This is a genomic window from Halalkalibacter oceani (assembly GCF_040544555.1).
Lineage (GTDB): Bacteria > Bacillota > Bacilli > Bacillales > Bacillaceae_D > Halalkalibacter > Halalkalibacter oceani.
The window spans coordinates 47,597-74,208 of record NZ_JBEPKD010000021.1 but is presented as its reverse complement, the minus strand read 5'-3'; the positions used below and the strand labels follow the sequence as shown (position 1 = coordinate 74,208).

General features: G+C 42.6%; 20 protein-coding genes, 1 other RNA gene and 3 pseudogenes. 4 read left to right on the top strand and 20 right to left on the bottom strand.

The features are described from left to right. The 3 genes and pseudogenes from ABMB67_RS18150 to ABMB67_RS18140 form a co-directional block, all read left to right on the top strand. Window positions 1-255, top strand: a pseudogene (locus ABMB67_RS18150) (IS110 family transposase); the annotation flags it as partial. A 523-nt stretch (window positions 256-778) separates the two neighbouring features. Next, complete coding sequence (locus tag ABMB67_RS18145; RefSeq protein ID WP_354572945.1) at window positions 779-1,483, top strand: DUF8832 domain-containing protein; 705 nt, start codon at window positions 779-781, stop codon at window positions 1,481-1,483. Window positions 1,484-1,584: 101 nt separating this feature from the next. Continuing rightward, complete coding sequence (locus tag ABMB67_RS18140) at window positions 1,585-1,899, top strand: four-helix bundle copper-binding protein (RefSeq protein ID WP_354572946.1); 315 nt, start codon at window positions 1,585-1,587, stop codon at window positions 1,897-1,899. A 201-nt stretch (window positions 1,900-2,100) separates the two neighbouring features. Here the strand turns inward: ABMB67_RS18140 and ABMB67_RS18135 are convergent, their stop codons facing one another. Beyond that, complete coding sequence (locus tag ABMB67_RS18135) at window positions 2,101-4,140, bottom strand: copper-translocating P-type ATPase (protein ID WP_354572944.1); 2,040 nt, start codon at window positions 4,138-4,140, stop codon at window positions 2,101-2,103. A gap of 181 nt (window positions 4,141-4,321) precedes the next feature. Here ABMB67_RS18135 and ABMB67_RS18130 point away from each other — a divergent pair, with 181 nt between their 5' ends. After that, complete coding sequence (locus ABMB67_RS18130) at window positions 4,322-5,254, top strand: endonuclease I family protein (RefSeq protein ID WP_354572943.1); 933 nt, start codon at window positions 4,322-4,324, stop codon at window positions 5,252-5,254. Window positions 5,255-5,446: 192 nt separating this feature from the next. Here ABMB67_RS18130 and ABMB67_RS18125 read toward each other — a convergent pair whose 3' ends face one another. The 19 genes and pseudogenes from ABMB67_RS18125 to ABMB67_RS18040 all read right to left on the bottom strand — a co-directional run bounded on the left by ABMB67_RS18125 (window position 5,447) and on the right by ABMB67_RS18040 (window position 26,611). Continuing rightward, window positions 5,447-6,157, bottom strand: coding sequence for a cytochrome c biogenesis CcdA family protein (locus tag ABMB67_RS18125; RefSeq protein WP_354572942.1), 711 nt, complete (start codon window positions 6,155-6,157; stop codon window positions 5,447-5,449). A gap of 15 nt (window positions 6,158-6,172) precedes the next feature. Beyond that, window positions 6,173-7,369, bottom strand: coding sequence for a c-type cytochrome biogenesis protein CcsB (ccsB, locus tag ABMB67_RS18120; protein ID WP_354572941.1), 1,197 nt, complete (start codon window positions 7,367-7,369; stop codon window positions 6,173-6,175). Window position 7,370: 1 nt separating this feature from the next. Continuing rightward, entirely contained in the window at window positions 7,371-8,996 is a 1,626-nt protein-coding gene (gene resB, locus ABMB67_RS18115) for a cytochrome c biogenesis protein ResB (RefSeq protein ID WP_354572940.1), read from the bottom strand. A 12-nt stretch (window positions 8,997-9,008) separates the two neighbouring features. Beyond that, window positions 9,009-9,539: a thiol-disulfide oxidoreductase ResA gene (resA, locus tag ABMB67_RS18110; protein WP_354572939.1), complete on the bottom strand. Its 531-nt coding sequence runs from the start codon at window positions 9,537-9,539 to the stop codon at window positions 9,009-9,011. A gap of 220 nt (window positions 9,540-9,759) precedes the next feature. Next, complete coding sequence (locus ABMB67_RS18105; RefSeq protein WP_354572938.1) at window positions 9,760-11,268, bottom strand: multicopper oxidase family protein; 1,509 nt, start codon at window positions 11,266-11,268, stop codon at window positions 9,760-9,762. A 451-nt stretch (window positions 11,269-11,719) separates the two neighbouring features. Further along, window positions 11,720-12,304 (bottom strand): annotated as a pseudogene (locus ABMB67_RS23470) (ATP-binding protein); the annotation flags it as partial. Window positions 12,305-12,307: 3 nt separating this feature from the next. Then, a pseudogene (gene istA / locus ABMB67_RS23465) lies at window positions 12,308-13,045 on the bottom strand (IS21 family transposase); the annotation flags it as partial. 425 nt (window positions 13,046-13,470) lie between these two features. Continuing rightward, window positions 13,471-13,830, bottom strand: a transfer-messenger RNA (tmRNA) gene (ssrA, locus tag ABMB67_RS18095). Window positions 13,831-13,954: 124 nt separating this feature from the next. After that, a complete protein-coding gene (gene smpB / locus ABMB67_RS18090; RefSeq protein WP_251193308.1) occupies window positions 13,955-14,425 on the bottom strand; it encodes an SsrA-binding protein SmpB in 471 nt (156 codons plus the stop codon). 68 nt (window positions 14,426-14,493) lie between these two features. Further along, window positions 14,494-16,803 (bottom strand): ribonuclease R, encoded by a 2,310-nt coding sequence (rnr, locus tag ABMB67_RS18085; RefSeq protein ID WP_354572936.1) that lies wholly within the window; start codon window positions 16,801-16,803, stop codon window positions 14,494-14,496. 45 nt (window positions 16,804-16,848) lie between these two features. Beyond that, window positions 16,849-17,595 carry an alpha/beta hydrolase gene (locus ABMB67_RS18080; RefSeq protein ID WP_251223432.1) on the bottom strand — a complete coding sequence of 249 codons (747 nt, stop codon included), beginning with the start codon at window positions 17,593-17,595 and terminating at the stop codon, window positions 16,849-16,851. After that, the gene (locus ABMB67_RS18075) at window positions 17,576-18,292 is read right to left on the bottom strand and encodes an alpha/beta hydrolase (protein WP_354572935.1); all 717 of its coding nucleotides are present in this window, start codon (window positions 18,290-18,292) and stop codon (window positions 17,576-17,578) included. The genes ABMB67_RS18080 and ABMB67_RS18075 overlap by 20 nt, the downstream gene beginning before the upstream one ends. Window positions 18,293-18,516: 224 nt before the next feature. Then, window positions 18,517-18,747, bottom strand: a complete 231-nt coding sequence (gene secG / locus ABMB67_RS18070) for a preprotein translocase subunit SecG (protein WP_354572934.1) — start codon at window positions 18,745-18,747, stop codon at window positions 18,517-18,519. A 117-nt stretch (window positions 18,748-18,864) separates the two neighbouring features. Next, a complete protein-coding gene (locus tag ABMB67_RS18065) occupies window positions 18,865-19,899 on the bottom strand; it encodes a cytochrome d ubiquinol oxidase subunit II (protein ID WP_354572933.1) in 1,035 nt (344 codons plus the stop codon). An 11-nt stretch (window positions 19,900-19,910) separates the two neighbouring features. After that, window positions 19,911-21,251 (bottom strand): cytochrome ubiquinol oxidase subunit I, encoded by a 1,341-nt coding sequence (locus tag ABMB67_RS18060; RefSeq protein WP_354572932.1) that lies wholly within the window; start codon window positions 21,249-21,251, stop codon window positions 19,911-19,913. Window positions 21,252-21,683: 432 nt separating this feature from the next. Next, window positions 21,684-22,973 carry a phosphopyruvate hydratase gene (gene eno, locus ABMB67_RS18055; protein WP_251223357.1) on the bottom strand — a complete coding sequence of 430 codons (1,290 nt, stop codon included), beginning with the start codon at window positions 22,971-22,973 and terminating at the stop codon, window positions 21,684-21,686. Between the two features lie 143 nt (window positions 22,974-23,116). Further along, a complete protein-coding gene (gene gpmI / locus ABMB67_RS18050; protein WP_354572931.1) occupies window positions 23,117-24,646 on the bottom strand; it encodes a 2,3-bisphosphoglycerate-independent phosphoglycerate mutase in 1,530 nt (509 codons plus the stop codon). Beyond that, window positions 24,643-25,398, bottom strand: coding sequence for a triose-phosphate isomerase (gene tpiA / locus ABMB67_RS18045; protein WP_251223359.1), 756 nt, complete (start codon window positions 25,396-25,398; stop codon window positions 24,643-24,645). Before tpiA ends, gpmI begins: the two co-directional genes overlap by 4 nt. Window positions 25,399-25,426: 28 nt before the next feature. Continuing rightward, window positions 25,427-26,611, bottom strand: a complete 1,185-nt coding sequence (locus ABMB67_RS18040) for a phosphoglycerate kinase (protein ID WP_251223360.1) — start codon at window positions 26,609-26,611, stop codon at window positions 25,427-25,429. Window position 26,612 lies beyond the last annotated feature (1 nt).

Sequence of the window (26,612 nt, the reverse complement as noted above, 5' to 3'; positions counted from 1 at the left end):
CGAGGAAGGAAACGATTACGCCGAGCCTTATATTTAGCGATTCGTCCCCTTGTCGCCCATAATTCAACATTTAAAGCCCTGCATCACTATTACACGAAACGCCCTGAACGCCCTTTGAAAAAGCAACAATCTTTGATTGCCTTGTGTTGTAAGTTACTACGTGTGTTGTTTGTCATTGGTCAAAAACAGTGTGAATTTGATGGTTCAAGATTAATAAAAAATATTCCTCAAATGGATGGATTACAGGCAGTGTAACCTTAGAAAGCAGATCACCCAAAGTGGCTTGACACGGAGCCTCTGCGGGCATGGCTCCTTGGCGAAGCGGCGAGTCATCCAATGATTCGCCCATGGCTAAGGAAGCCTACCATGCCCGCCACTCCATGTAAAGCCGTGCATCATCTGTATACTTACAAATAACAAACACCAATAGTGCAGAGTCGGAGTTTATTTTCACCATACGGGCTTATGACCCAGCAAAGGAGCTTATCCGACCTCCACCTCATGGATACGCAGGACGAAGGAAGGTATGGATACCAATCCGGAGAGACATGGGAGGGTTAGCGACCGTGAGTAGCGTGGAGATTTATAGGCACGGTCATACTACTCAATTACCAAACTATACCAGTTTGGACGTTAGGATGGATTATCTCCTGTAAGAAATTTTAATTCGTTCTACTTCTATCCAGTAGTACTGGTGAGATTACTATTTGGTGTTAGTGAAATTTGGAGAATACACGAGTATTAGCGAGAAAATTAAACTTTATTGAGGAGAGATAGTATGGAGCAACACCATCATTCGCAACATCAAAACGGACTGCAAAACCATAATTTAAATAATGAAATTAACGTTTCCGTTTCTTATAAAGACAATTTGATAACTATTTATATAGAAAATGTAGATGACATCAAATCACCAATAAAATTAGTTAAAAATCATGAAAAATTTATGCATTTAATTATAGTTAGTGAAGACCTTAAGGATTTTTTCCATCTGCATCCAGAAAAATTAGATGCAGATCACTTTGAACAAGAAATTAATTTAAGTAACGAAAAGGAATATAAAGTATTTGTTGATATTATTGTAGAGGGAAAAGACTACGTCATAAAGCCCATAGCTATCAACAGTAGTAATAAAAATAAACAAAAATCACCATTAAAACTTGATACACTAAATAAAAAGGAAATTCAAGGATATCACATTGAAATGGAACATGGACATTTTGTAGTTAACAAAAGTATTGAATTAAAATTTAAAATAAAAAATGCTATACCTGAACCTTATTTAGGTGCATTGGGTCATGTTGTAATTATTGATAAACAGGCAGAAAAGTTCATTCATGTTCATCCAAAATCAAATAATGAAACCATATTTGAAGCAAAATTTGAAAAGGCTGGTATCTATAAACTTTGGGCCGAATTTAAATTTGGACAAGATATTATTGCCTTCCCATATGTCTTTTCGGTTGCAGCAACACTTCATTAACTTTTTATGCATAATTACATTCAATTCGAGAATAATACGATTGTTAAATATTATTAAAGGAGTGTTGGTTGTTGGGAGTACTTTCTAGTTCACCGTCTAATATGGATCAATGTATTGAAGAATGTTTAAGGTGTGCACGGGCTTGTGAAGAATGTCATACAGCATGCCTGCAGGAACCAGATGTTCAAGCACGTATTATATGTATGCAACACTTAAATGACTGTGCTGAAATTTGTTTTCAAGCCGTAGCTCTTATGGCTAGAAATAGCCAAAGTGCCAAGAATTTCTGTAACCTTTGTGCCACCATGTGTGATGCTTGTGCCACAGAATGTGACAAATTTCAAGATGCGCATTGCAAAGAATGTGCTAATATTTGTCGCTCTTGTGCCAACATATGCAGACAAATGGCTTCATAAAATCACACTAACCTTTACAAAGGGTACACTTTATTTTACAAAAAGGTTATTTAATACCAAAATTTTATTTTCATTAAAATGTTTTGAAATAAGATAGAAATTTGGTCACAACAGTATCTGTAAAGGACTATAGGCAGTTAAACTTAGATGATCATAGATCAAAATAAAATCCGATATGCCCAACATACCGGATTTTTTAGATTAATCGATTTTTAACAGTTTCGCATTAATCGCCGCAATAACTGTACTTAATGACATTAGAATGGCCCCAACTGCCGGCGTTAATACGATACCTGCCGAATAAAGAACCCCTGCAGCTAACGGAATGGCAAGAATATTGTAGCCTGCTGCCCACCACAGATTTTGAACCATTTTTCGATAAGCTGCTTTTGAGAGCTTAATGATATTTAGGACATCTAAAGGATTGCTTTTGACAAGGACAACGTCAGCCGTTTCAATCGCCACATCCGTCCCAGCACCTACTGCAATTCCGAGATCCGCCTTTGCAAGTGCGGGAGCATCGTTTACTCCATCACCAGTCATTGCCGTTCTTAGGCCTTCATCTATTTGGATCTGCATGATTTTATCCGATTTTTCATGAGGAAGAACCTCCGCAAAAATTTCATCAATCCCAAGTTTCGTTCCAACATAGTGTGCTACTTTTTTATTATCACCCGTCAGCATAATTGATTTCACATTTAGTTTTTTCAATTCAGTGATCGCTTCTTTAGCAGTGTCACGCACGATATCAGCAAGGGCAATCATACCGCCAATTTTCCCGTCTACAAGGGTGAAGACAACCGTTTTGCCCTCTTCTGACCATTCATTAAATGGTCCTTCATCAAATGATAAATTTTCAGAACGTACATATCCTGGGCTCACGACCATAATTTCATGTCCGTCTACTTCACCTCTTAACCCTTTACCTGTTAAAGATTGAAAGTTTTGGACGGGAAGGATATCCAATTGCCTTCCTTTTGCAGATTCAATAATCCCTCGAGCAAGAGGATGTTCAGAATGTGCTTCAACCGCAGCCGCTAAAGATAAAATATGGTCTTCTGAATAGGATCCCGTAGTTCCAATATTCGTTACACCAAACTCCCCGCGTGTCAATGTACCCGTTTTATCAAAAACGATGGCTTCTGTTAAGCGTGCATTTTCAAAAGCAGTTCGATTTCTAATAAGTAGACCCTTTTTAGCTGCAATGGAAGTTGTCTTAGAAACGACAAGAGGGACCGCCAAACCTAAAGCATGAGGACAAGCAATAATAAGTACAGTGACCGTTCTTGCAACTGCAAAGGACACAGTATAACCTAATGCCATCCAAACAATGAATGTAATCAAACCAGCAGCAAGTGCAACATAAAACAACCACTTCGCAGCTCTGTTAGCAAGATTTTGTGCCTCAGATTTTGATTCCTGAGCTTCTTTTACAAGTGTGATGACTTGTGATAAATACGTTTCTTCTCCTGTTTTCTTAACAACAATCGTTAATGAACCTTCACCATTAATCGAACCGCCAATTGCTTCATTTCCAACTTCTTTTTCGATTGGAACTGATTCACCTGTTAACATGGATTCATCAATTGTTGACTTTCCATCAATGATCTCACCGTCTACAGGGACTTTTTCACCTGGTCTAACTAAAACACGGTCCCCTTGACGTAACTCAGTAACGTCTACTACTGTTACATCTCCATTTTCATCAATGATACTTGCTTCTGACGGCATTAATTTTGCGAGCTCTTCAAGAGCCTTAGATGCGCCCATAACAGAACGCATTTCAATCCAGTGACCAAGAAGCATAATAACAATTAATGTCGCTAACTCCCAAAAAAAGTCATCTGCAGGAAAGCCAAAAGCGACAGCTGAGCTATACACGTATGCGACAATGATCGCCAACGTGATCAACGTCATCATCCCAGGGCTTTTTTCAGTTAATTCATCTTTGGCACCTGTAAGAAAAGGCCATCCACCATAGAAAAAAACAATAGATGATAATGCAAATAAAATATACATATCCCCATTAAAACGCCAATCAACCCCAAAAAACATTTGAATCATTGGAGACAGAAGTAAAATCGGAATCGTTAACACTAAAGATATGTAAAATCTCTTTTTGAAATCCTCTATCATATGTTCGTGATGTCCGTGATGTCCGTGTTGATCATGATGGTTATGATGATGACTATGCCCCTGCTCTTCTTTATGATGGTGGTGATGATGATCATGCGTACTCATACTTTTTCCCCTTTCATTAGCTCGGTATTTTTTATTTTTAACAAAGGATTCATTATTTAGTACAGCGATTTACTAACTTTCTTTAAAAGAACCATGCTAAAATTAAAGTAATGTCTATGTTAAACCCCATATAATAAAATAGAAATCTTCCTCTTATATTGTCATTGAAAAGGAGTTAACAATGAATCAAAATGGATTAATCGAAAGTCAGTTAGATGAATTACATTGTATGGAACAATGCGATTCTGACGTTCTATTGTTGGACTTAGTAAACAAACAAGAAAAAATTAAAGAAAATTATGAATTATATTATGATAAAAAAACAGATCAAATATGGATTGATCAATATTATTGTAATATCTCTAAAGATGCTTCACCTTCTCAATTATTCCATGAGTTTCGAGAGCTTTTAACCAACACTCATAAATATAGGCACCCATACTATGTAAGTAAGGATCAATATTTGTATACTTGGGTTGATCTTCAACCCAATGGGCAATTAAAAAGCATCTATTCAGGAGAACATTTTAGCCCTCAAAAAGTGATTGAAGAGGATTTCAAAACGATTCAAAAGCGCTTTAAACGTTATCAACAACTCATCATGAAAGATAGATTTCCAAAGATAGAGATTGAACGTCAAGTCAGGATGATTTCAAGAGATCATCGTTTTAATGCTGAACATGTTGTACCTCAATCATGGTATAAAGCAAGAGAACCAATGAAAGGTGACTTACACCATTTATTTGCTTGTGAACCAAAATGTAATAATGTCCGATCTAATTTTCCTTATTTTGAATTCAAAATAAATACTTCAAATAAAAGCATCCGTGATCATTGTGGTACATATGATTTCAGACGATTTGAACCCGAATCCGGTAAAGGGACTGTCGCGCGAGCAATGCTCTACTTTTTATTGCGATATCCCAATAGAATAAGAAAAAAATACCGTAGGAGAATTGATATACCCTTATTATATCATTGGCATGAGCAGTTTCCAGCAACCGAATATGAAAAGCACCGAAATAAAGCAATCTTTGAAATTCAAGGAAATCGCAATCCGTTTATAGACTTACCGAAACTGACAAATGAAATAGAGTTTCTACACTTAAAATAGATTCATCATTCCTCTCTTCAAAATTCTCCTTTCAATGTTTTTAAGAGGTTGTCCTAAAAGGTTAAAATCATCCTTTTGGGACAAGACTCCCTTTACTCAATTTGTATATTCTCTAGTATCTGTAGAAGGTCTCTATATTTGTCTCTTGGTTTTTCACATAATCATAAACTTTTAACACAGAGATTTCTCTTACTAAAACCCCATAAATCCACCGAAAACATTATTAACTAAATAAGAAACAATCAAGGTCATCTTGTCGAAATATAACAGGATTCCAAACAATACCATTAGTGAACCACCTATTTTCATCAAGAGGTTCATATACTTTTTAATCCAATTCATTTTCCCAATAAAAAACGTCATCGCAAAAAACGGAATAGCAAATCCAACGCTAAACGCTCCCATATACATCATTCCTGACCCAGGGTTAGCCACACTGAGGGCAATAACTGATGCTAAGATAGGTCCAATGCAGGGTGTCCACCCCGCAGCAAATGCTATACCAATGATATACGTTCCAATATACCCAGTGGGCCTATTTTTAAACCGAAATTGATGGTTTCCCATCAATAAAGAAGACTTAATCACACCTATGGTCACGAGTCCAAACACAACGATGAAAATAGCCCCTATCTGTCTAATCATGTTGTTATACTTTATGAATAGTTCACCTACAAATGACGTTGACATCCCAAGTACGATAAAGATGGTCGAAAATCCTAAGATGAAAATAAACGTATGCAGAATGGCAGTCGGTGATAAGCCCTTCTCTTTTTGCTTTAAATCATCCACAGAAACTCCTGTTATATAAGATAAAAAAGCTGGATAGAGAGGTAGGTTACATGGAGATATAAAAGACAACACTCCAGCTGCAAATGCTAATAATACCGTTACATCATTCATAAGAAACTCCCCCTTTTATGCATAGGAGTGTAGCCCTGCAATAACAAGATTTACGGCAAGTAAGTTAAACATGATGATGGCGAATCCGATGACTAATAACCATGCCGATTTTTTCCCATGCCATCCTTTTGAAAGACGTAAGTGTAAGTACGCAGCATAAAAAAGAAAAGTAATTAATGCCCATACTTCTTTTGGATCCCATCCCCAGAAACGTGTCCACGCAATTTGCGCCCATATCATTGCGAAAATCAAGCCGCCTAATGTAAAAACTGGAAAGCCAATCAATACCGACCTATAGCTAACCTCATCAAATAACTGCGGACTTACTTTTTTCAAAAGCGGCTGAATCGCTGCGGAGATGCGTTTTCTTAAGATTAATCGTAAAGCACAGTAGAGTAAACTTCCTGAGAAAATCGACCATAATAACGTATTAAGCTTTCGTGGGGATTCGACTCCATTCATCCAACCTGGGATGTCAAACAATGGCCCAAATCGATCGTGATCAGAGGCAACCAATTCCCCTTGATAAGGTCCGACAATTGCCGGTAACTCATATGTTATCTCTGTTTCTATTTCAAGTTCGTTAACCCAGTTAAAAGAAACAGAGTAATTATTGATAGAGAAAAGTCCAACAGTGATTGCAATACCAATGGTACAGGTAATTGAAAAAACAATCGCCTCAAGCCAAAACGTTTGCTTCGTTTTCTTTGTCTGATCGACAACCCGTATTAAATAGATTAGTGCAGCGATAAAACCAATCCCTAAAATCCCTTGTCCGATTGCTGTAGTAATAACGTGAATCTGGAGCCAATACGTTTGGAGTGCTGGGATGAGTGGTGAGACATCGCTTGGAAACACTGAAGCATAGGCAATAATAATAATACCAATTAGCATCGTAAAAATTCCAAGGATGGATTTTCTATAAAGGATATAGAGTATAAGAAATGCAAAAATGATCGTTAGCCCTAAAAATGTCGTATATTCAAACATATTGCTTATAGGGGCATGTCCAGCAGCGATCCATCTCGTAATAAAGTAGCCTAATTGCGATAGGAAACCTACGAAAGCAAGACCAAAGCTAATCCATCCCCACTTTTTCGCCCTTTTCTTAAATTCTTTATTTTCAAACGATAACGTAATTGAAAATAGAATTAATGTAACAATATAGATAATAAAGGCGGCGAGCAATAAGTTACTGCTTAATTCAACCATTTTATAATTCCTCTCCTTTTGGTGTTTCTTCGTCTCTATCCACGACCTCTTTAAGCCCAAATCGATCTGTTACTTCATCAATCTCTCGTCTAATACCAAACCAATTTTTATTTGTATGAGCAGCAAGTATCACCTTGTCCTCCTCTTGACTGATCCATATTCGGCGATGTGTCCAATAACTTCCTTGAACTAAGCCAATCATGAATATGAATCCCCCAACGAATAAAATTGGTAAAGTATAGTCTTTTCGGACGGTCAAACCTGTCACGTTTTTCATATCAAGACCTGCTAGTTTAATTGTGTAGATGTTCTCGTCAGTAGGATCAAAGTTTTGACCAATCGTTAGAAAGCTTACTTCATTTCTATTCTGATTAGGACTATTTACTTCAAATATAAACGCAGGATTATCGGGGATTGGCGACTTAGTACTCGGAACATCATCTTTCAAATAATAGTCTGGAAAGTAATCTTTTAAGGCTACCGTGTAGTTATTTGATAATTGGTACATGTCATCTGGATTAAAAAGATCAACTGTAAATTCCCCTATTGTTTCGTCAGTCTCTCCATTTTCAAGAGTAAACATCATTTTGTTGAGTTCATTCAACTTGTAATTGACTTGATAGAGCGCAAAACCATCAAATTTGAATGGATCATTCACTCGGATTTGATACGATTCTATTTCTTGAAGTTCGGGAACTGAACCGACTAGACTATTCTCTTCACGTTTGTATAACGTCACACTCGATTCATACGTTTTTACAACAGCCCCACCACTTCTTTGAATAGCCTCTTGGAAGACTTCGTCTTCCTCATCGTACAATTCAACTAAAAATTGTTCGTTTTCCAAATAATACTCCCCGTTTGTGCCTGGAATCACCTCGATGTCCCCTTCACGAAGCCACAGATTATGATCAACAAACATACCAGGAAAAAAGCGTAACATTCCACCAATTAAAAAGATGATTAAACCAATATGATTCACATATGGACCCCATCTGGAAAAGCGTCCTTTCTCTGCTAGAATCGCATCCCCATCTGTTCTCACTTTGTATTTTTTGCTTTTCAAAAACTTTACCAGTTCCTCATTATCAGACGAACCCTTATCAGGTGTTTCACTAACAAGGCGTTGTTTTCTCATAAAATTAATATGCTTTTTGACTCGTTGATTTTTTAACGAACGGTATAAAGGGAAAAAGCGGTCAACACTAGCAATAATGAGAGAAATGGTCAGGGCCGCCATCAACAGTAAATACCACCATGAATCATAGAGATTATGAAAACCAAGTTCGTAGTATAGTTGCCCCAAAAAACCATATTCATCGTGATAGTATTCTGACGGGTTAACTGTTGGTGGGATGTACATCTCTTGCGGAAAAATCGTTCCTAATGATGAAGCTACTAACAACAGGATAATGATCCATACCCCTACTTTTACAGAAGAAAAGAAATTCCATATTTTATCAATAAATGTTTTGCTATAGGTTTGAGAACGTCTAGCTGCTCCCTCATAGCGCATATTTAACATCGATTGCTTCTTACTTTGTTCCTCTAATGGTTTTCCACAACCCCCACATAAAATTGTGCCATGGGGATTTTGCTGTCCGCATGAACAGCGTAATTCATTCATTCATAATCACTCCTATGGTTTAATACTCTCCATATATCCAGCTATATGAGATTCTGTCATTCCTCCTGTAATGATTTCAGTAACGATTCCCTCTGAATTGACTAAAAAGGTAGTTGGAAGAGGAATCACCCCATACCGATCTAAAACTTGTCGTTCCTTATCCATTGGAATTGGAAAAGTTAAATTATGACGTTGTACGAACCGATTTACTGTCAATTCCGGTTCTCCTACATTTACGGCAAGAATTTCAACACCTTTGTCTTGATAGATGGCATATTGGTTCTCCATATAGGGCATTTCCTTTTCACATGGTGGACAGTACGTGCCCCAAAAATTCAAAAATACCCCCTGCCCTCGATAATCGCCTAGCTCTACTTCATTGCCATCTAAGTCTGTTAAGACAAAGTTTGGTGCTTCGTCCCCTACTCGTACAGCAGTATTACTGTCGAAAAATGAGTTATAATAAAGCATGTAACCTACCGCAATTGCTATAACAAGTAATACAGTTGATCGTATGAGCAACCGTTTATTTTTCTTATTCATTGGTTCCTCCTTTAGTTATTCTCTTTGCATAGTTTAGTAATAAAATGTGATGGAACTATGAAGAATGGTTACCGTTGTAATCTGTCACAATTTATAAAATTTTATTAAGTTAGTTCCTCGCGAGAGATTTGAAAGCGATGAGTAAGAAATCCAGACCTTTATAATTTTAAAAACAGCCAGTGTGAACAAAGACACACTAGCTGTTTCAATCAGTCGCGTTTTATTCCACTTTTATTTGTCCCATCATGCCGTTGTCTTCATGTTCGAGGATATGACAATGGAACATATACACCCCCTTATGCTTAAATTGGATAGCTATTTTTACCCGCTCATCTGGTTTGATGGAAATACTGTCTTTCCATCCCCTTTCATTTTCCGGTGGTTCAACACCATCTCTGGAGATTATTTTAAATTGCGTTCCGTGAATATGAAATGGGTGGATCATACCGCCCATCATGTCCGGTTTGTTGTAAATTTCCCATACTTCCGTGACCCCCTGCTGTTGTGTGAAATCAATTCGTTCCGGGTCAAACTTCTTTCCGTTTATTGTTACCTGATCCATCATCCCAAAGAGTTCTATTTCCTTTGTAACTGGCAAATTCATCTCTTCTTCTGTTAATGAGAAATTATTCATCTTTTCTGGAATCTCGCTCACCACTCCATCTTGATCAGAAACCTCAAATGGTAAAAGGATAGACCCATCCTCATTTATTAATGCCAAGTCATTTTCTGTATTGAGCTGTGAAAAATCAACAATTATTTCCGCACGTTCGGAAGGCGTCAGTGTAACCTCATTTAAAGTAACTGGTTCATTCAAGAACCCTCCATCTGTAGCAACTTGAACAAAGGAATCCCCTGTATTTAATTTGAATGTGAAATTCCTTGCATTAGATCCATTTAATAAACGAAGACGTACTTTCTCTTTGTTTACAGTCAACTTAGGATTGAGTGTTCCATTGATCAATAACGTTTCGCCTATTGTTCCGTCATCATTCATGGCAGCGCTATAATTCAATTGTTTCTCATCGTCAAATGTTTTATCTTGAAAGATTAATGGAATATCATTTATCCCATAATCACTAGGTAATCCAAGGCTTTTTCCATTTTCATCTTCGATATAAATCAATCCTGCAAGTCCGTTATAGACCTGTTCAGAGGTTTTTCCTTCTGGATGGGGATGGAACCATAATGTTGCCGCTTCTTGTCCGACTTCGAATTCAATGATCTTTTCTTCTCCCGATTTAATCACATCATGCGGCCCACCATCTGCCTCCGCAGCTACTTCTAGCCCATGCCAATGAAATGTTGTATTCTCGTCAAGTTCATTAATCGTTCTAATCTTCACTGTTTCGCCTTTTTCAAGCCGTAGCATCGGTCCTAAAAACGCTCCGTTATAGCCATACGTCGTTGTTTCAATCCCATCGAATAGTTCAGTTTTCCCTTCTTGTGCTCGAACAGTGTAGACAATTCCTTCTTCATCATCGCGTTCAAGCTCGGACGGAATGTTCAATTCATTCTCCCCTGTTGAGTCATTTAAACTTACAACTTCATCATGGCTCATATGACCTTCCATCATGTTGTCATCCATGTCCATCATGGAATGATCCATCTCTTCATCATTCATCATGGAATGATCTATTTCCTCATCTGGTTGTGAATTAGCATTGCTACAACCGCTGATAACCAATATACTAATCGCTAAAGCCGTGATCTTCATTTTTATTCGCATTATTGATTCCCCCTCTTAAACTGATGTATTAATTCGAAAACTCATTTCACGTTCACTATAATCAAAGTATTTGTAGAAAGTATGAAGAATTTAGTCTTCATATTTATTAGAAAATCATTTATATATTCAAAACCTGTGCTCGACTAAGGATTAGGTCCATAAACTCTTTACAGGAGAGGTGTAACTGTAAAATAGAATAAAAAACACGTGATAGAATTAAGCAAATAAAGTTAAAGAAGATCATGATATGGATTGGAAGGTTTCCTCAAAGTAACTATGCTGAAGGTATTTAAATGGGAAAGGGAAAAGTTTATTGTATTTATTAGTCTAAAAAAACGATATATTTCATTTCAATAAAATAATTAAAATACGGAATGTTAGCTAAACTTGTATTTGGCAAGTATAAAATGCACCGTTTGGCAATTAAAAATGTACACTTGCCAACCAGGGGTCATTGATTCATTAGTGAATCCTTATGACGAAAACTATCGCGATTGAAAACAATTAAATGCGAGTAATGAATAAGCCGATCGATAAATGCTTCCGTCAAGATTGGATCCCCAAAAACATGATTCCATTGTCCAAACTGTAAGTTCGTAGTTACGATGACACTTCGTTTTTCATAACACAAATTAATGACTTGAAATAGGAGCTCCGCTCCTTGTTTGTGTAGCGGTACATAGCCCAATTCATCAAGGATTAATAGGTCTAGGCTCTCGATCTGTTTATAAAGCTTCCCAAGTGTTCCTTTCTCGTTGGCCTCTAACAGACTGTTCACAAGTTGAGCCACCGTATAGAATCTCACCCGTTTCCAATTCTCTTGTATAGAGTTCCATCCCGCCAAGGCAGCCATCAGCGTCTTACCGACACCAACACCTCCATAAAGAATAAGATTCTCCTTTCTCTCTATGAATACGCCATTTAGGATGTCTTCCTTTGTAATATTGCCATTCATGTGAATACCTTGCCACTCGAGTTGTCTGCCGGATATGTCTGGCAGACAGGATTGACTTATAAGTAGGTTTAACTTTCGTTTGTATTTGACCATCGATTCCACATGCCCCTTTTCGTTTCCGCTTCCCGGATTACAAAATTCGTATTTGAAACCGTAGTGGGCAACGAAACGGGCGAATTCATCTGTTAATTGCCGTTCGCCATTTGGCAGCACCTTTTTCACCGCAGGTGATAGATTATCAAAACGGATTGTGTGTGGTACGCCTTCCAGAAAAGTGAACATGTTTGTCATACCTTGCAGAAAACACTCCCGATTCTGGGAAGGGAAGACCTGGAAAAGGAATGAATTACTGTGCGGCTGCGATAGGACCAGGAATGGTCGGATCATTTCTTCGCCTCTGTGTTTAAATGGAGCTTCCCCAAAATCCACCTGTGCAGTTCCAGCTATTGTCTCCAATGGTAAGGCAGCTTCATCACTCTCTTCGAATAAGGCAACTTTCCTTTTTGCTACATAATCACGGACCGAACGGTCAGACCCTTGGAATCCATGTTCATTAACTAGAAGGTCATAGATTCGTTGTGCAGTTCTCCTAAACTTCTTTTCCTTCCCCATATCTTCTAGGAGCCATTTATCAATGATGGGCTTGACTGGATCCATCACTTTGGCTCTCCTTCTTTGTACAGGCTTCGCCTCTGGACTGAAGTCCTCCATCTCCGAATATTTCTTAACTGTTCTGCGATCTACTTCCATCTGTTTTGCCACAGACGAATAGGATCTTCCTTTGGTGTTTGTCTCTAATCTGATATAATTAATTTCAGCCATTGCTAACATCTCCTATATACCTCCTATGAACGTTATGCCCAAAAGGAGTGTATGTATTTTACTAGATGTTGGCAAGTGGCTCTTTTTATTGTGAGCATAAATTAGCTGCCATTTAGTACAATTTAATCATGCCATAAACACTAAACTTAAGATCTAAATAAAAATTGATTAAAATCCAAGTATTACTAATAACCACTTGTAAATGTATCAATTATTAAAAATTAATCTCTGATGAAAACCTACACTTAAATAGAACATTTTTCGTGATTTTTCAAATAAAAAAGTCATGTTTAACTCTAATAGTACAAGTTAAACATGACTTTTTTAAGTATAATTTTTCCATAAGTTTTTTAAAGCATAACTTTGCCGTTCCGGCAAAATTATGCTTCAAGTCACAAAAAACAAAAAAACCACCAACTATGTATTGGTGGAGACGGTGGGAATCGAACCCACGTCCAGAAATAACGACACTTACGCTTCTACGAGTGTAGTTGCTGTATTAGCAGTTCGCCAACGTGTCAGCCCAGCAACAGGCTTCGGCGTGGCTAGTCTGATTGTTCTCTTCCTTCGCCCTCAGACGGGGGGCAACCGGCGTAGCCCACTTAGAGTGAGTCCCAGATCCTACCACATGGGCGATGGAGGGTGGAACCGCAGAGTGCTATTAGGCAGCTACTGCGAAGTTGTTGTTTTCTTTGCCAGTTAATGGCTTTGGCGTTTTAACGAGGCCGACCCCCTCGACTCGCAACGTAAGCACGACCTATCCCTGTCGAATCCTAAACGTCCCCATGATAAGAGAACCTCAGGAATAGTGAGCTTAGCATCACTATTTAATTGAAAGGTATGTCCAGAACATGATCGCTCTGGACTTATTATTATACCATATCGTCGTCATGTTGCAACTGTCAGGTTTTACCCTTTTTGCCGTTCGCGCAGAGCGCGGTCGATATCGCGCTTCGCATCCTGGCGCTTCAGCGTTTCGCGCTTATCGTAATTTTTCTTCCCTTTGGCAAGACCGATCAGCACTTTGGCGAAGCCGTTTTTTAAATAGACCTTCAACGGAACAATTGAATAGCCTTTTTGCTGCGTTTTGCCGATCAGCTCATTGATTTGTTTCTTATGAAGCAGCAGCTTGCGGGCCCGCACCGGATCGTGATTGTAGCGGTTGCCCTGCTCATATTCGCTTATGTGCGCGTTGTGAAGAAACGCTTCTCCGTTGGAGATGCGGGCGAAGGAATCCTTCAGGTTCATCCGTCCGGCCCGCATCGATTTTATCTCCGTCCCCTTTAAAACAATCCCTGCTTCATATGTTTCTTCGATAAAATAATCATGACCTGCTTTTTTGTTTTGCGCGATTACATGACCTTCTTTTTTCTTTGCCATTCTCCTACACCCTTTTGCCTCAAGTCGTTACTTCATCATAGCAAATTGGAAAGTTAGGCGTCAATTTCCTATTTGCGGCGCTTTTTGCCCTTTTTCCGTTTGGCGCTTGGCGCATTTTCATAAAAGGCCTTCTTCTTTTTCTTTTTCCGGCCTGTTTGTTCCGGTTGTGCCCCGTTTGACCCGCGCTGCTTCCGCTGGCCGCCGACGATCACCTTCGGCCGCTCTCTCTTTTCACGCGGCTTGCGCGGCTTCATGCCGACAATTTCAAAATCGACAGAGGCTTCGTCGGTATTGACGCTGACGACCCGCACTTCAATTTCATCGCCGATGCGGAACACCTGGCCTGTCCGCTCGCCGATCATCGCATAATGCTTTTCGTCGTAGCGGTAGTAATCGTCGGTCAAATAGCTGACGTGGACGAGGCCCTCAATCGTATTCGGAAGCTCGACGAACATCCCGAAGTTCGTCACTCCGCTGATCATGCCGACAAATGTTTCACCGATTTTGTCCTCCATGTATTGCGCCTTTTTCACACTGTCCGTATCACGTTCCGCATCAACCGCCCGCCGCTCCCGTTCCGAAGCATGCCTTGTCAAATCGGGCAGAATATCATTCATATGCTCCTGCGTTTGCTGGTCGGTTTTACCGTTAATGACATACGTGCGGATTAAACGATGGACGAGCAAATCCGGATAGCGGCGGATCGGCGACGTAAAATGCGTATAAAAGTCAGTCGACAGCCCAAAGTGACCGAGACTGTTTGTGTCATACTTCGCCTGCTGCATCGAGCGGAGCATGACGGTGCTAATGACCGTTTCTTCAGGCTCGCCGCGGATTTCATCGAGCAGCTGCTGCAGGGCGCGCGGATGAACCGTGTTGGCGTTGCCGCGGACGACATAGCCGAAGTTCGTGATGAACTCCAAAAACTTGTTCAGCTTTTCCGCTTTTGGATCTTCGTGAATCCGGTAAACGAACGGCAGCTTCAGCCAGTGGAAATGCTCGGCGACCGTTTCATTGGCAGCAAGCATAAATTCTTCGATCAGCTTCTCGGCAACGGAACGCTCGCGCAACACGACATCAGTCGGTTTGCCGTCTTCATTGACGAGCACTTTCGCCTCTTTAAAATCAAAGTCGATCGCCCCGCGCTCAAACCGCTTTGTCCGCAAAATTTCGGCGAGCGTTTCCATTTCTTCAAAAAATGGCACGAGCGCTTCATAGCGGGCGCGCGTTTCCTCGTCTTTCTCGACGAGAATTTTATTGACGTCAGTGTATGTCATCCGCTCCGTCGTTTTAATGACGCTTGGAAAAATCTCATGGCTGACGACTTTCCCCGCCGCGTTAATTTCCATCTGGCAGGAGAGCGTTAGGCGGTCGACCTGCGGATTCAAGCTGCAGATTCCGTTTGACAGCCGGTGCGGAATCATCGGAATCACCCGGTCAACTAAGTAAACGCTCGTCGCCCGGTCCGCCGCTTCCTTGTCAATCGGCGAACCTTCCTTAATATAATGGCTGACATCGGCGATATGGACGCCCAGAAGATAGTTGCCGTTTTCAAGCCGTTTGACGTGAACAGCATCATCGAGATCCTTCGCGTCGGCCCCGTCGATTGTCACAATCGTTTCGTCGCGCAAATCGCGGCGCCCATTCAGGTCAGCCGGATCAATTTCATCCGGAACTTCGTTTGCCTGCCGAATCACTTCATCCGGAAACTCGATCTGAATGCCGTGCTTATAGATAATCGATAAAATATCCATCCCCGGGTCGTTTTTATGCCCGAGAATTTTTATCACTTCACCTTCCGCGCTCATGCGCCCTTCAGGGTACTTCGTAATTTTGACGACGACTTTATGTCCGTCGACCGCTCCTTTTTCACTGCCCTGCGGGATGAAGAGATCGTTGGCGATCCGCTTATCATCGGCGGCGACAAAGCCATATTTCCCTTGGTCGAGATAGGTTCCGACGACCTCGGTCGTCCCGCGCTCAAGAATGCGGATCACCTTCCCTTCCGGACGCTGGCCGGACGAGCGCTGGTTTAGACGGACGAGCACCGTATCCCCGTTCATTGCGCTGCCAAGATCCGGGTGGGCGACATACACATCATCCTGCCCCTCTTCCTCCGGTATGACAAAAGCAAATCCTTTTGCATTCCCCTGTACCCGGCCACGGATCAGGTTCATTTTCTCCGGAACCCCGTAGCGGTTGCTGCGGGTGCGAACGATCAGTCCGCGGCTCTCCATTTCATTGAGCGCTTTGATCAGCTCTTTAAACTCATCACTTTCCGTAACGCCAAAAGCTTCCTCGATTTCACTTGTTGATAGCGGCTTTTCTGCTGTCTCGCGAAAGTATGTTAATAATTGCTGGATTTTGGCTTCATTCATAAGGAAAACTCCTTTCGTATTCGAACAGCTTAGGCTCGCATCATATTAGACTGTCCAATCAAGTCCCTCTAAAAAATGATACACGTCCTGATGAAGCTGTTCTTTTTCTTTATCTAACGTAATGACATGGGTCGAATTCTCATACCATTTTAATGTTTTCTCGTCGGTCTCGACGCCTTCATAAATAATCTCCGCACTGTCCACATCAATCATTTGATCATGACGGGCCTGCACGACGAAGACAGGCGAGTAAATATGATCAAGATGCTCCTTGACCTCTTTTATCAGCTGCTGGAGCCCTAAAAGCGTATCCATCGGTGTCTTCTCAAAGGCTTCCATTTCAGCCTGAATCTGTTCATCCGACTTTTGCTCGCGCTTTTTATACTCCCTGGCGTAGGCCAAGACACCTTTGTATAAAGCATCCTCTGTTTTCGGTCTCATCGGTGCACACATTGGGACAATACCCTTTATAGGAAAAGTGTAACCGATTTTCAAGGAGAATACCCCTCCAAGCGAGAGACCGACCACGGCAATTTCATCGTGGCCGCTCTCTTTTAAAAACTGATAGCCTGCCTTTACGTTTTCCCACCAGTCCTCAGGTCCGGTCCGCACGAGCTGCTCCGGCGGCACCCCGTGTCCCTCATATAAGGGAGCATGGCATGTGTAGCCTTCTTTTTGTAAAAACCTTCCGAGCATTCTCACATCCGCCGTCGTCCCGGTAAAACCGTGCAACAGCAGAACGGCTCTTTTTCCTCCTTCAAATGTAAATGGTTTAGGAGCAACCACTTTCATCTTCATCTTCCTCTCCACACAAAAATACTTCGATGTTGTTTATTAGCTGTTTCTGTTCAAAGCCGTGGCAAATCATATGCCTCGCTTCAGGAAGGAATTGGATTTCCTTCTGTTTTGATTGGATCGTATCGTACAAAAATTTGGCGCTTTTTTGCGGCACGACTTCATCCAGGCCCCCCTGAATGATCAATGTCGGGATTTGAACACGGCTAATATACGGGCGGATGCTCTTGACAGCCTGTATAAATTGAAAAACCGCCGTCATCGGCGTATCGATAATCTTTTTTCGATAAAGCTGATAATGCTCATCCTCCTCGAGCTCGCCGCGCAAGCTCAGACGGACGACATCCTTCAGCTCGTGCAGCAGCTGCAGCGGGTTAATGTAATAAGCTGCCGCGCTCAGCAGAACAAGCTTGTTGATCGGATACTTGGCCGCAATATAACAGGCGAGTATCCCACCCATCGAAAAGCCGATCACAAACACTTTTTCACAGCGGCTGAGCAATTCCTGAACCGCGACCTCCGCCGCATACACCCATTGTTTATAGGTGACATCCTTTAAGTTGCCAGCCGGTCCGTGTCCCGGCAAGGTTGGCGTGTAGACGAGCCATTTTTTCTGTTCAAGAAAATAGTCCGCCACAGGCTCGACCTCCCATGGTTCCCCAGTAAAGCCATGCAGGCAAAGACAACCGATCATCCCTCTCACCTTTTTCTACGTGACCTCATTTCTTCTATTGTACCCTAATCGCGAGATAAACAATCGTTTTTCGTCTTCTGCGCAGGAGCGACATGCGACAGAATAACCCGGACAATTGAAAAAGGGACCACTGCTGCTGGCAGTTATGTGCCAGCCCTCTCAGACAAACAAAAAAGATGCTTCAAAGTGAACGAACCCCCCTTTGAAACATCCTGTCGTCTCAATTACATAAAGTAAGCGACGGTAATCGTCAGTAAGAAGAATAACACAGCTAAAACAACTGTCGCTTTACTTAAAACGGCATCAATGCCGCGTGCTTTTTGTTTTCCAATTAACTGTTCAGCCCCACCTGAGATCGCGCCGGAAAGACCTGCACTTCTTCCAGATTGCAACAGGACGACAGCAATTAAGCTAATTGATACGATAATCAGTAAAATCGTTGCAACTAATTGCATAATCGAACACCTCCAAGCCCAGTTTACGCTTCTATTAATGTACCACAGGCAGGAACGAGAGAGCAAGTTGAAAATGATTGCTTTTTATTAGTGACAACTACTCAACAGATCAACTACTTAGTCATGCTCTGATGCTGTAATATATTTTTTATCTTTAAGGAACAAACGCCAGAACCAAATGAATACCGGGATTAGTATACTCATCCCAATGATAAAGCCAATTAATAAAAACCTGAACATCAACTCATTGGTAAAGGCGTCATAGATCGTTAAGTCAGGATAGAGAAAATAAGGTAATATTGCTGAACCATAAGCGATTGTAGCCAGCCCAAATTGAATGATAATAAAAATAAACGCAAAACGAGATTGACCGATATCTACTCTTTTGGAGGGCCACCATAGAGCGCTGTAACCAATTGCAAAGGCAATTAAAGACAGCGTATAAATCCACCATAAATCAAGAAATTTATCAAACATCCACCTTGCCTCCGGTATTAACGTTAAGATGGTTATAATCGCAAACACGAGAGTAAGGGGGCCAAGAAAGATCGCATTCCTGCGATAAACATCGTGCGTTCTCACACGGCCTCCTTCCTTTGCATAATCGCTCATAAACAAAGCAGCAATAAACAACTGTGTCACAATAGCAAAAGCAATATGAGAGTAGAAAGCAGGGCTGCTAAACAGTTGATTAATTAATATATATTGGAGGTTACCGGAGTATGTAAAAAATCCACCAAGGGCCGCTGGAATTATACTGACGAGGATCGCCGGAATTAATAACCCACTGATTCCGGAAACGAGTGTCAACAGTCCTGAAAAGCGTTCTGTACTATACGCAAATACCATAAACGCACTCCTGATCGTCAGCAGCAGCAAGACGAGACAAAAAGGTACGATCATTAAAGTGCCGAGAGAGGGTGCAGCCCCGGGAAAGAAACCGACAAAGGAGACAACAAGTAACACTAAAAAGACATTGGTTACCTTCCAGGCCGGAGATAAATAATTATTGGCAAGGGTCGTCGCTTCATCATTTCCTTTTCTTTGGTAATACATCGCATAGAAGCCTGTTCCAAAATCAATTGACCCTGCAATTGCGTAGATAAAAAAGATAAACCACATGATTAAAATTGCAATATCTATATTCTCCATTTTTTTACCCCTTATGTCGCTTCATACATCGCCATATCTTGTTTTAAAGGATTGCGCTTGAAATAGAAATACATGACGGTTCCGGTGATTACAAGTAACACGAAATATAGAAATACGAACAATACAAATAACGTACCTAAATTACCAGAGCTTGTAGCCGCTTCAGCTGTAGTTTGAACACGAAAAATTGTCCAGGGCTGTCTCCCAGTACAACTAAAAATCCATCCTATCTCAATTCCCACTATCGCAAGTGGGCCAGCCGCGACAATTGAGGCGAGCATCCATCTTGGTACCGAAAATTTCTGCTTTCGTTTTATAAACATCCAAAGAAGAGTAATACCTGCGACAGCTAATAAGCCAAATCCGATGAAAACCATTAAATTGAACAATGTATGAACAAATAAAGGCGGCCACTCTTCACGCGGAAAGTCATTTAAGCCCACTATTTCAGCATTGACATCATAGGTTGCCAACCAGCTTAGTAAATATGGGATCTCTATTCCACCAATTACTTCATTTGCTTCTGGACTAGGGGTCCCAAATATTGTTAAGCTTGCCCCTCTTTGCGTATCAAAAAGCCCTTCTGCCGCAGCGAGTTTTATTGGGATCTCTTCATATAACATAACCGTCGTATCATGACCAGTTGAGGCAGTCCAGGCAGACATCGCAAAAGCAAACATCAGTGTGATCGTTAGTCCTTTTTTATGGTATTGCATCTCCCGCTCAGGTAAATCTGGCTTCAACATTTTAAAGGCGGCTACAGCCGCCAGCACAAACGCCCCGGCCATATAGGCCGTGCTGACCACATGCATCGCTGTAGGAAAGAAGCTTGGAGATAACGCGGCAGCCAAGGGATCGACATTCGTTACTTGCCCATTAATGAGCTCGAACCCCCTTGGTGTGTTCATCCAGGAATGTACGCTTGTTATTAAAATAGCTGATGCCACCGCTCCTAAAGCGACAAAAAACGAGCTGATCAGGCGCATCGCCGCTGTCAGGCGATCAGCCGCATACACATAAATAGCCAAAAATAGAGATTCCAAAAAGAAAGCAAAAATCTCAATTTGAAAAGGCAATGCCACAACCTGTCCGACAATCTCCATATAACCAGGCCATAGCAAAGACAGCATAACAGCAACAATCGTCCCTGTTGGGATCGCCACACCAAGTAAAATAGCCAACCCTTTCGTCCAACGCTTGGCAAGAATAGCATAATCCTGTTCTTTTTTTATTGCCCTCATAATTTCAGCGAAGAAAATCATAAGAGACACCCCAACAGTCAACGTAGCAAAGATAATATGAAACGCCATTGAAGATCCAAATAACATCCGAGATAACATCACGTTATCCATTTCTATTCCCTACTTTCAATTAATGTATGAACCTATTTTGCTCCACCTCATTGTTAATATGTATTATTTGTAAAAGATTACACAAACCTATAAATGAGGTGATGAGATGGAATGGATCCCAATTGTCAGCCGTACCTGTTCAGGTTTAGTCTTTTTTTTGTTAATCTTTATCTACTTTGTCATTGCTAAGCAAGACAGAGCCGCTAAGCGGAGACTAAAAAGCCGATAAGAAAACCGCACAGCGGCTTTTCTTATCAGCGGCGTGCGGAGCCGTTACAATCATTTAAGGCCGTCTGAAATCGGGGTTCTTTCAGACGGCCGTAACGCCCGAAGCCATCGCCCTTCCACGAATTATTCTATCCTTTCTTATCGTTCAAAAAAAACGCATGAGATCAGTGTTTTGCACTTGACCTCATGCGTTTATTCACATTTTTATTTTTTCAAGTTATAAAACGCGTTAATGCCGCCGTAGGTTGCTACGTTGGCAAGCTCGTCCTCAATGCGGAGCAGCTGATTGTACTTCGCGACGCGGTCTGTCCGTGATGGCGCACCCGTCTTAATTTGACCGGCGTTTGTCGCGACGGCGATATCCGCAATCGTCGCATCTTCTGTTTCACCAGAACGGTGAGAGATGACAGCCGTGTAGCCGGCGCGCTTCGCCATTTCAATCGCTTCAAAGGTTTCTGTCAACGTTCCGATTTGGTTCACCTTAATAAGAATCGAATTGCCGACCCCTTTTTCAATGCCTTCTGAAAGCTTCGCCGTATTCGTCACAAACAAATCGTCACCGACGAGCTGAACTTTTTTGCCAAGGCGGTCTGTCAGCAGCTTATGGCCTTCCCAGTCGTTTTCATCCAATCCATCCTCGATTGAAATGATCGGATATTTCGCGACAAGCTCTTCGTAGAAGGACACCATTTCCTCGGAAGAAAGCACCTTTCCTTCTCCAGCCAGGTGGTATTTCCCGTCTTCTTTATTAAACAGCTCAGAAGACGCGACGTCCATCGCCAGCTTGACTTCCTCACCCGGCTTATAGCCTGCTTTTTCGATCGCTTCAATAATCGTTGACAGGGCTTCTTCGTTTGATGAAAGGTTCGGCGCAAATCCGCCTTCATCGCCGACTGCCGTGTTGTAGCCTTTGCTCTTCAGTACAGCCTTCAGGTTATGGAAAATTTCCGCTCCCATCCGCAATGCTTCACGGAAGTTTGGCGCACCTACCGGCATTACCATGAATTCCTGGATATCAACATTGTTATCGGCATGCTCCCCGCCATTGATGATATTCATCATCGGCACCGGAAGCTGCTTCGCATTGAATCCACCCAAATAGACGTACAACGGCAGTCCAAGCGCATCAGCGGCAGCATGAGCGACAGCCATTGACACACCGAGGATTGCGTTTGCTCCAAGCTTGCCTTTATTATCCGTTCCATCAAGCTCGATCATCATCTGGTCGATCCCAACCTGATCAAGCGCGTCAAAGCCGATCAGCTCAGGGGCAATGATTTCATTGACATTATCAACCGCTTGCAGGACGCCTTTGCCCATATAACGCTCGCCCCCGTCACGCAGTTCAACGGCTTCATACTCACCAGTCGAGGCACCACTTGGTACGAGCGCACGGCCCATTGCTCCCGATTCTAAATAAACTTCCACCTCTACTGTCGGATTCCCGCGGGAATCAAGTACTTCACGAGCATATACATCTGTAATCATTGTCATATTACATTCACTCCTTTAGTAAAATATGGGGCGGTTTCAAATGGCGATGGCGTGCTTCACTACCCGCTTACAGAAAAGGGCCCCGGTCTCCTCAGGCGCGAAACCTGTAGTGAGGCCGCTCATCGCTTTTTTAGTTTATCAAATTAAAATAATGGCTTCCCTGTCATTTCAGGCGGCTGTTCAGCCTGCAACAGCTTCAGCACCGTTGGAGCCAGGTCGGCTAAAATCCCATCCGTACGTAACGTTACTCCTTTTTCGGTCACAATAACCGGCACGTGATTCGTCGTATGGGCAGTCATCGGCTTCCCATCCAATGTCACAACTTCGTCAGCGTTACCATGATCCGCCGTGATAATGGCCGCGCCACCTTTCGCCAGAATCGCGTCGACGATCCGACCCAAACATTCATCAACGGTTTCGACCGCTTTTATTGTCGGTTCGAGCATCCCGGAATGTCCGACCATATCAGGGTTGGCAAAGTTTAAAATAATCGCGTCATGGCGGTCAGCCTCAATATCGGCAAGCAGCGCCTCCGTTACTTCATAGGCGCTCATCTCCGGCTGCAAATCATACGTCGCCACCTTTGGAGAGTCAATTAAAATCCGATCCTCTCCCGGAAACGGCTCCTCACGTCCTCCACTGAAAAAGAAAGTGACATGCGGATATTTTTCCGTCTCGGCAATTCGCAGCTGGGTAAACTTCTGCTGCGCGAGCACTTCACCTAGCGTATTATCGAGGTTCGTCGGTTTAAACGCAACAAAGCCATCGACCGTCTCGCTGAAATGGGTCAGGCAGACATAATGAAGCCGCTTCGGCTGCTTCTCCCCGCGGTCAAAGCCGCGGAAATCATCGTTCGTAAATACTTGGGACATTTGAATCGCGCGGTCAGGGCGGAAGTTAAAAAAGATGACCGCATCATCATCCTGAATCGTCGCGACCGGCGCGCCATTTTCGCGGGTGATGACCGATGGAATGATAAATTCATCAAAAATGCCATTCTTGTAATTATCCGTGATCACTTCAAGCGGAGCACTGTAGGTTGGCCCTTCGCCATACACCATCGCGCGGTACGATTTGTTAACGCGCTCCCAGCGCTTATCGCGGTCCATCGCATAATAGCGGCCGTGCAGCGAAGCGATTTCGCCAAGGCCAAGCTCATCGAGCTTTTCCTGAAGACCGCGCACGTAGACTTCGGCCGATGTTTGTCCAACATCACGTCCATCAAGAAAACCGTGAATATAGACGTTGTCGACTTGTTCTCTTTTCGCCAGCTCAAGCAAAGCAAACAAGTGATCAATATGGCTATGAATGCCCCCGTCAGAAAGCAAGCCATAAATATGTAATGCACTTTTCTTTGCTTTCACATGGTTCATCGCATTCAAAAAGGTTTCATTTTCAAAAAACTCACCTTCCCGAATGGAGAGATTAACCCGCGTTAAGCTCTGGTAGACGATCCGGCCGGCACCGATGTTTAAATGACCAACCTCGGAATTTCCCATCTGTCCTTGCGGCAATCCAACCGCCTCGCCCTGGGCTTCCAGCGTCGCATGCGGATACTGCTCCCAATAACGGTCGAAATTCGGCTTCCGGGCCTGCGCCACCGCGTTGCCAATAACTTCATCACGGATCGCAAAACCATCAAGGATAATCAAAGCTACCGGCTTCCTACTCATTGAGCCGCCTCCACTAACGCGACAAACGATGCAGGTTCCAGGCTCGCCCCGCCAACAAGTGCCCCATCAATGTCAGATTGAGCCATATACTCTTTTATATTAGCAGGTTTTACACTTCCGCCATACTGTATTCTGATCGCCTGCGCCGCTTCTGCGGAAAACTGTTCAGCTACCACTTGACGAATATAGCGGCACACTTCATTCGCATCATCAGCAGAGGACGATTTCCCGGTACCGATCGCCCAGATTGGCTCATAAGCAATCACCGTTTGTTTGATTTGCTCCTCATTGAGACCGTCTAGGCCAGCCTCTACTTGAGATTTGACAACGTCATTTGTTTTTCCTGCTTCACGTTCGGCATCCGTCTCGCCGCAGCACATAATCGGAGTCAGCTGATGGGCAAAAGCGGCTTTCACCTTTTTATTGACGGTTTCATCCGTTTCCGCAAACATTTCACGCCGCTCCGAGTGGCCGATAATGACATAGTCGACATTCATATCAGCCAAAGCGACAGGGCTGATTTCTCCTGTGAACGCGCCGCTTTCTTCAAAGTGGACATTTTGTGCACCGACTTTTAAATCCGTTCCAGCTGCTTCCTTCACCAGGCTTTCTAAAAAAAGGGCCGGCGCACAGACGACTGCATCAACCGCTGCTGCTGAAGGAATGCTTTCTTTTACTTCCTGCACAAATTGCTTTGCTTCGCCGAGCGTTTTGTTCATTTTCCAGTTTCCTGCAATAATTGCTTTACGCATTATTTCACCTCTTTTAATTCTTTCCTGCTTATTTATCCGTTAATGCGACAACACCTGGAAGCTGCTTGCCTTCCATAAATTCCAATGACGCACCGCCACCTGTGGAAATGTGGCTCATTTTATCAGCAAGCTTAAACTTTTCCACCGCGGCGGCTGAATCGCCACCGCCGATAACCGAATACGTGTCCGTGCTCGCCGCAAGCGCCTCAGCAACACCTTTCGTTCCTTTTGCAAATGAGTCAAGCTCAAAGACGCCCATCGGGCCATTCCAAATGACGAGCTTCGACTGTTCGATGACCTTACGATATGTATCAATCGTTTTCGGCCCGATATCCAATGCTTCCCAATCGGCGGGAATGGAATCGATATCCACCACTTTTTTGTTCGCATCATCTGAAAAATCATCGGCTACGGTGACATCAAGCGGTAAATGAAACTGTACCCCGTTCGCCTTCGCTTTTTCCATAAATGATGCGGCAAGGTCAATTTTATCTTCTTCCAGCAACGATTTTCCGACTTCATGGCCGCACGCTTTCACAAATGTATAAGCAAGACCGCCGCCGATGATCAAATTGTCGACTTTATCAAGCAAATGATCAATCACGCCAATTTTATCTTTCACTTTAGCTCCGCCGATAATTGCGGTAAATGGCCGCTCCGGATCGGACAGCGCTTTGCCAAGCACATCCAGCTCCTTTTCCATTAAAAATCCAGCCGCCGCCTGAAGATGATGAGCAATCCCTTCTGTCGAAGCATGAGCCCGGTGTGCCGCGCCAAACGCGTCATTGACATACAGGTCCGCCAGTTCGGCAAAGGCTTTTGCCAGTTCAGGATCGTTTTTCTCTTCTCCCGGGTAAAAGCGGACGTTCTCAAGAAGAGCGACTTCGCCGTCCTGTAACGCCGCTGCCGCTTCCTGCGCAACCGGTCCATAAGCTTCCGTAACCATCTTAACGTCTTTTCCAAGCAATTCTCCCAAGCGTGTGGCGACAGGGGCAAGCCGCAGTTCTTCCACCACTTCTCCTTTTGGACGACCAAGATGCGAGGCGAGCAAAACCCGCGCTCCTTGTCCGATTAAGTATTCGATCGTCGGAAGGGCAGCCCGGATCCGGGTTTCATCTGTAATGACCCCATCTTTCATCGGGACGTTAAAGTCTACTCGGCAGAAGACCTTTTTTCCTTTCAGTTCCAAATCATGCAACGTTATTTTGTTCAAG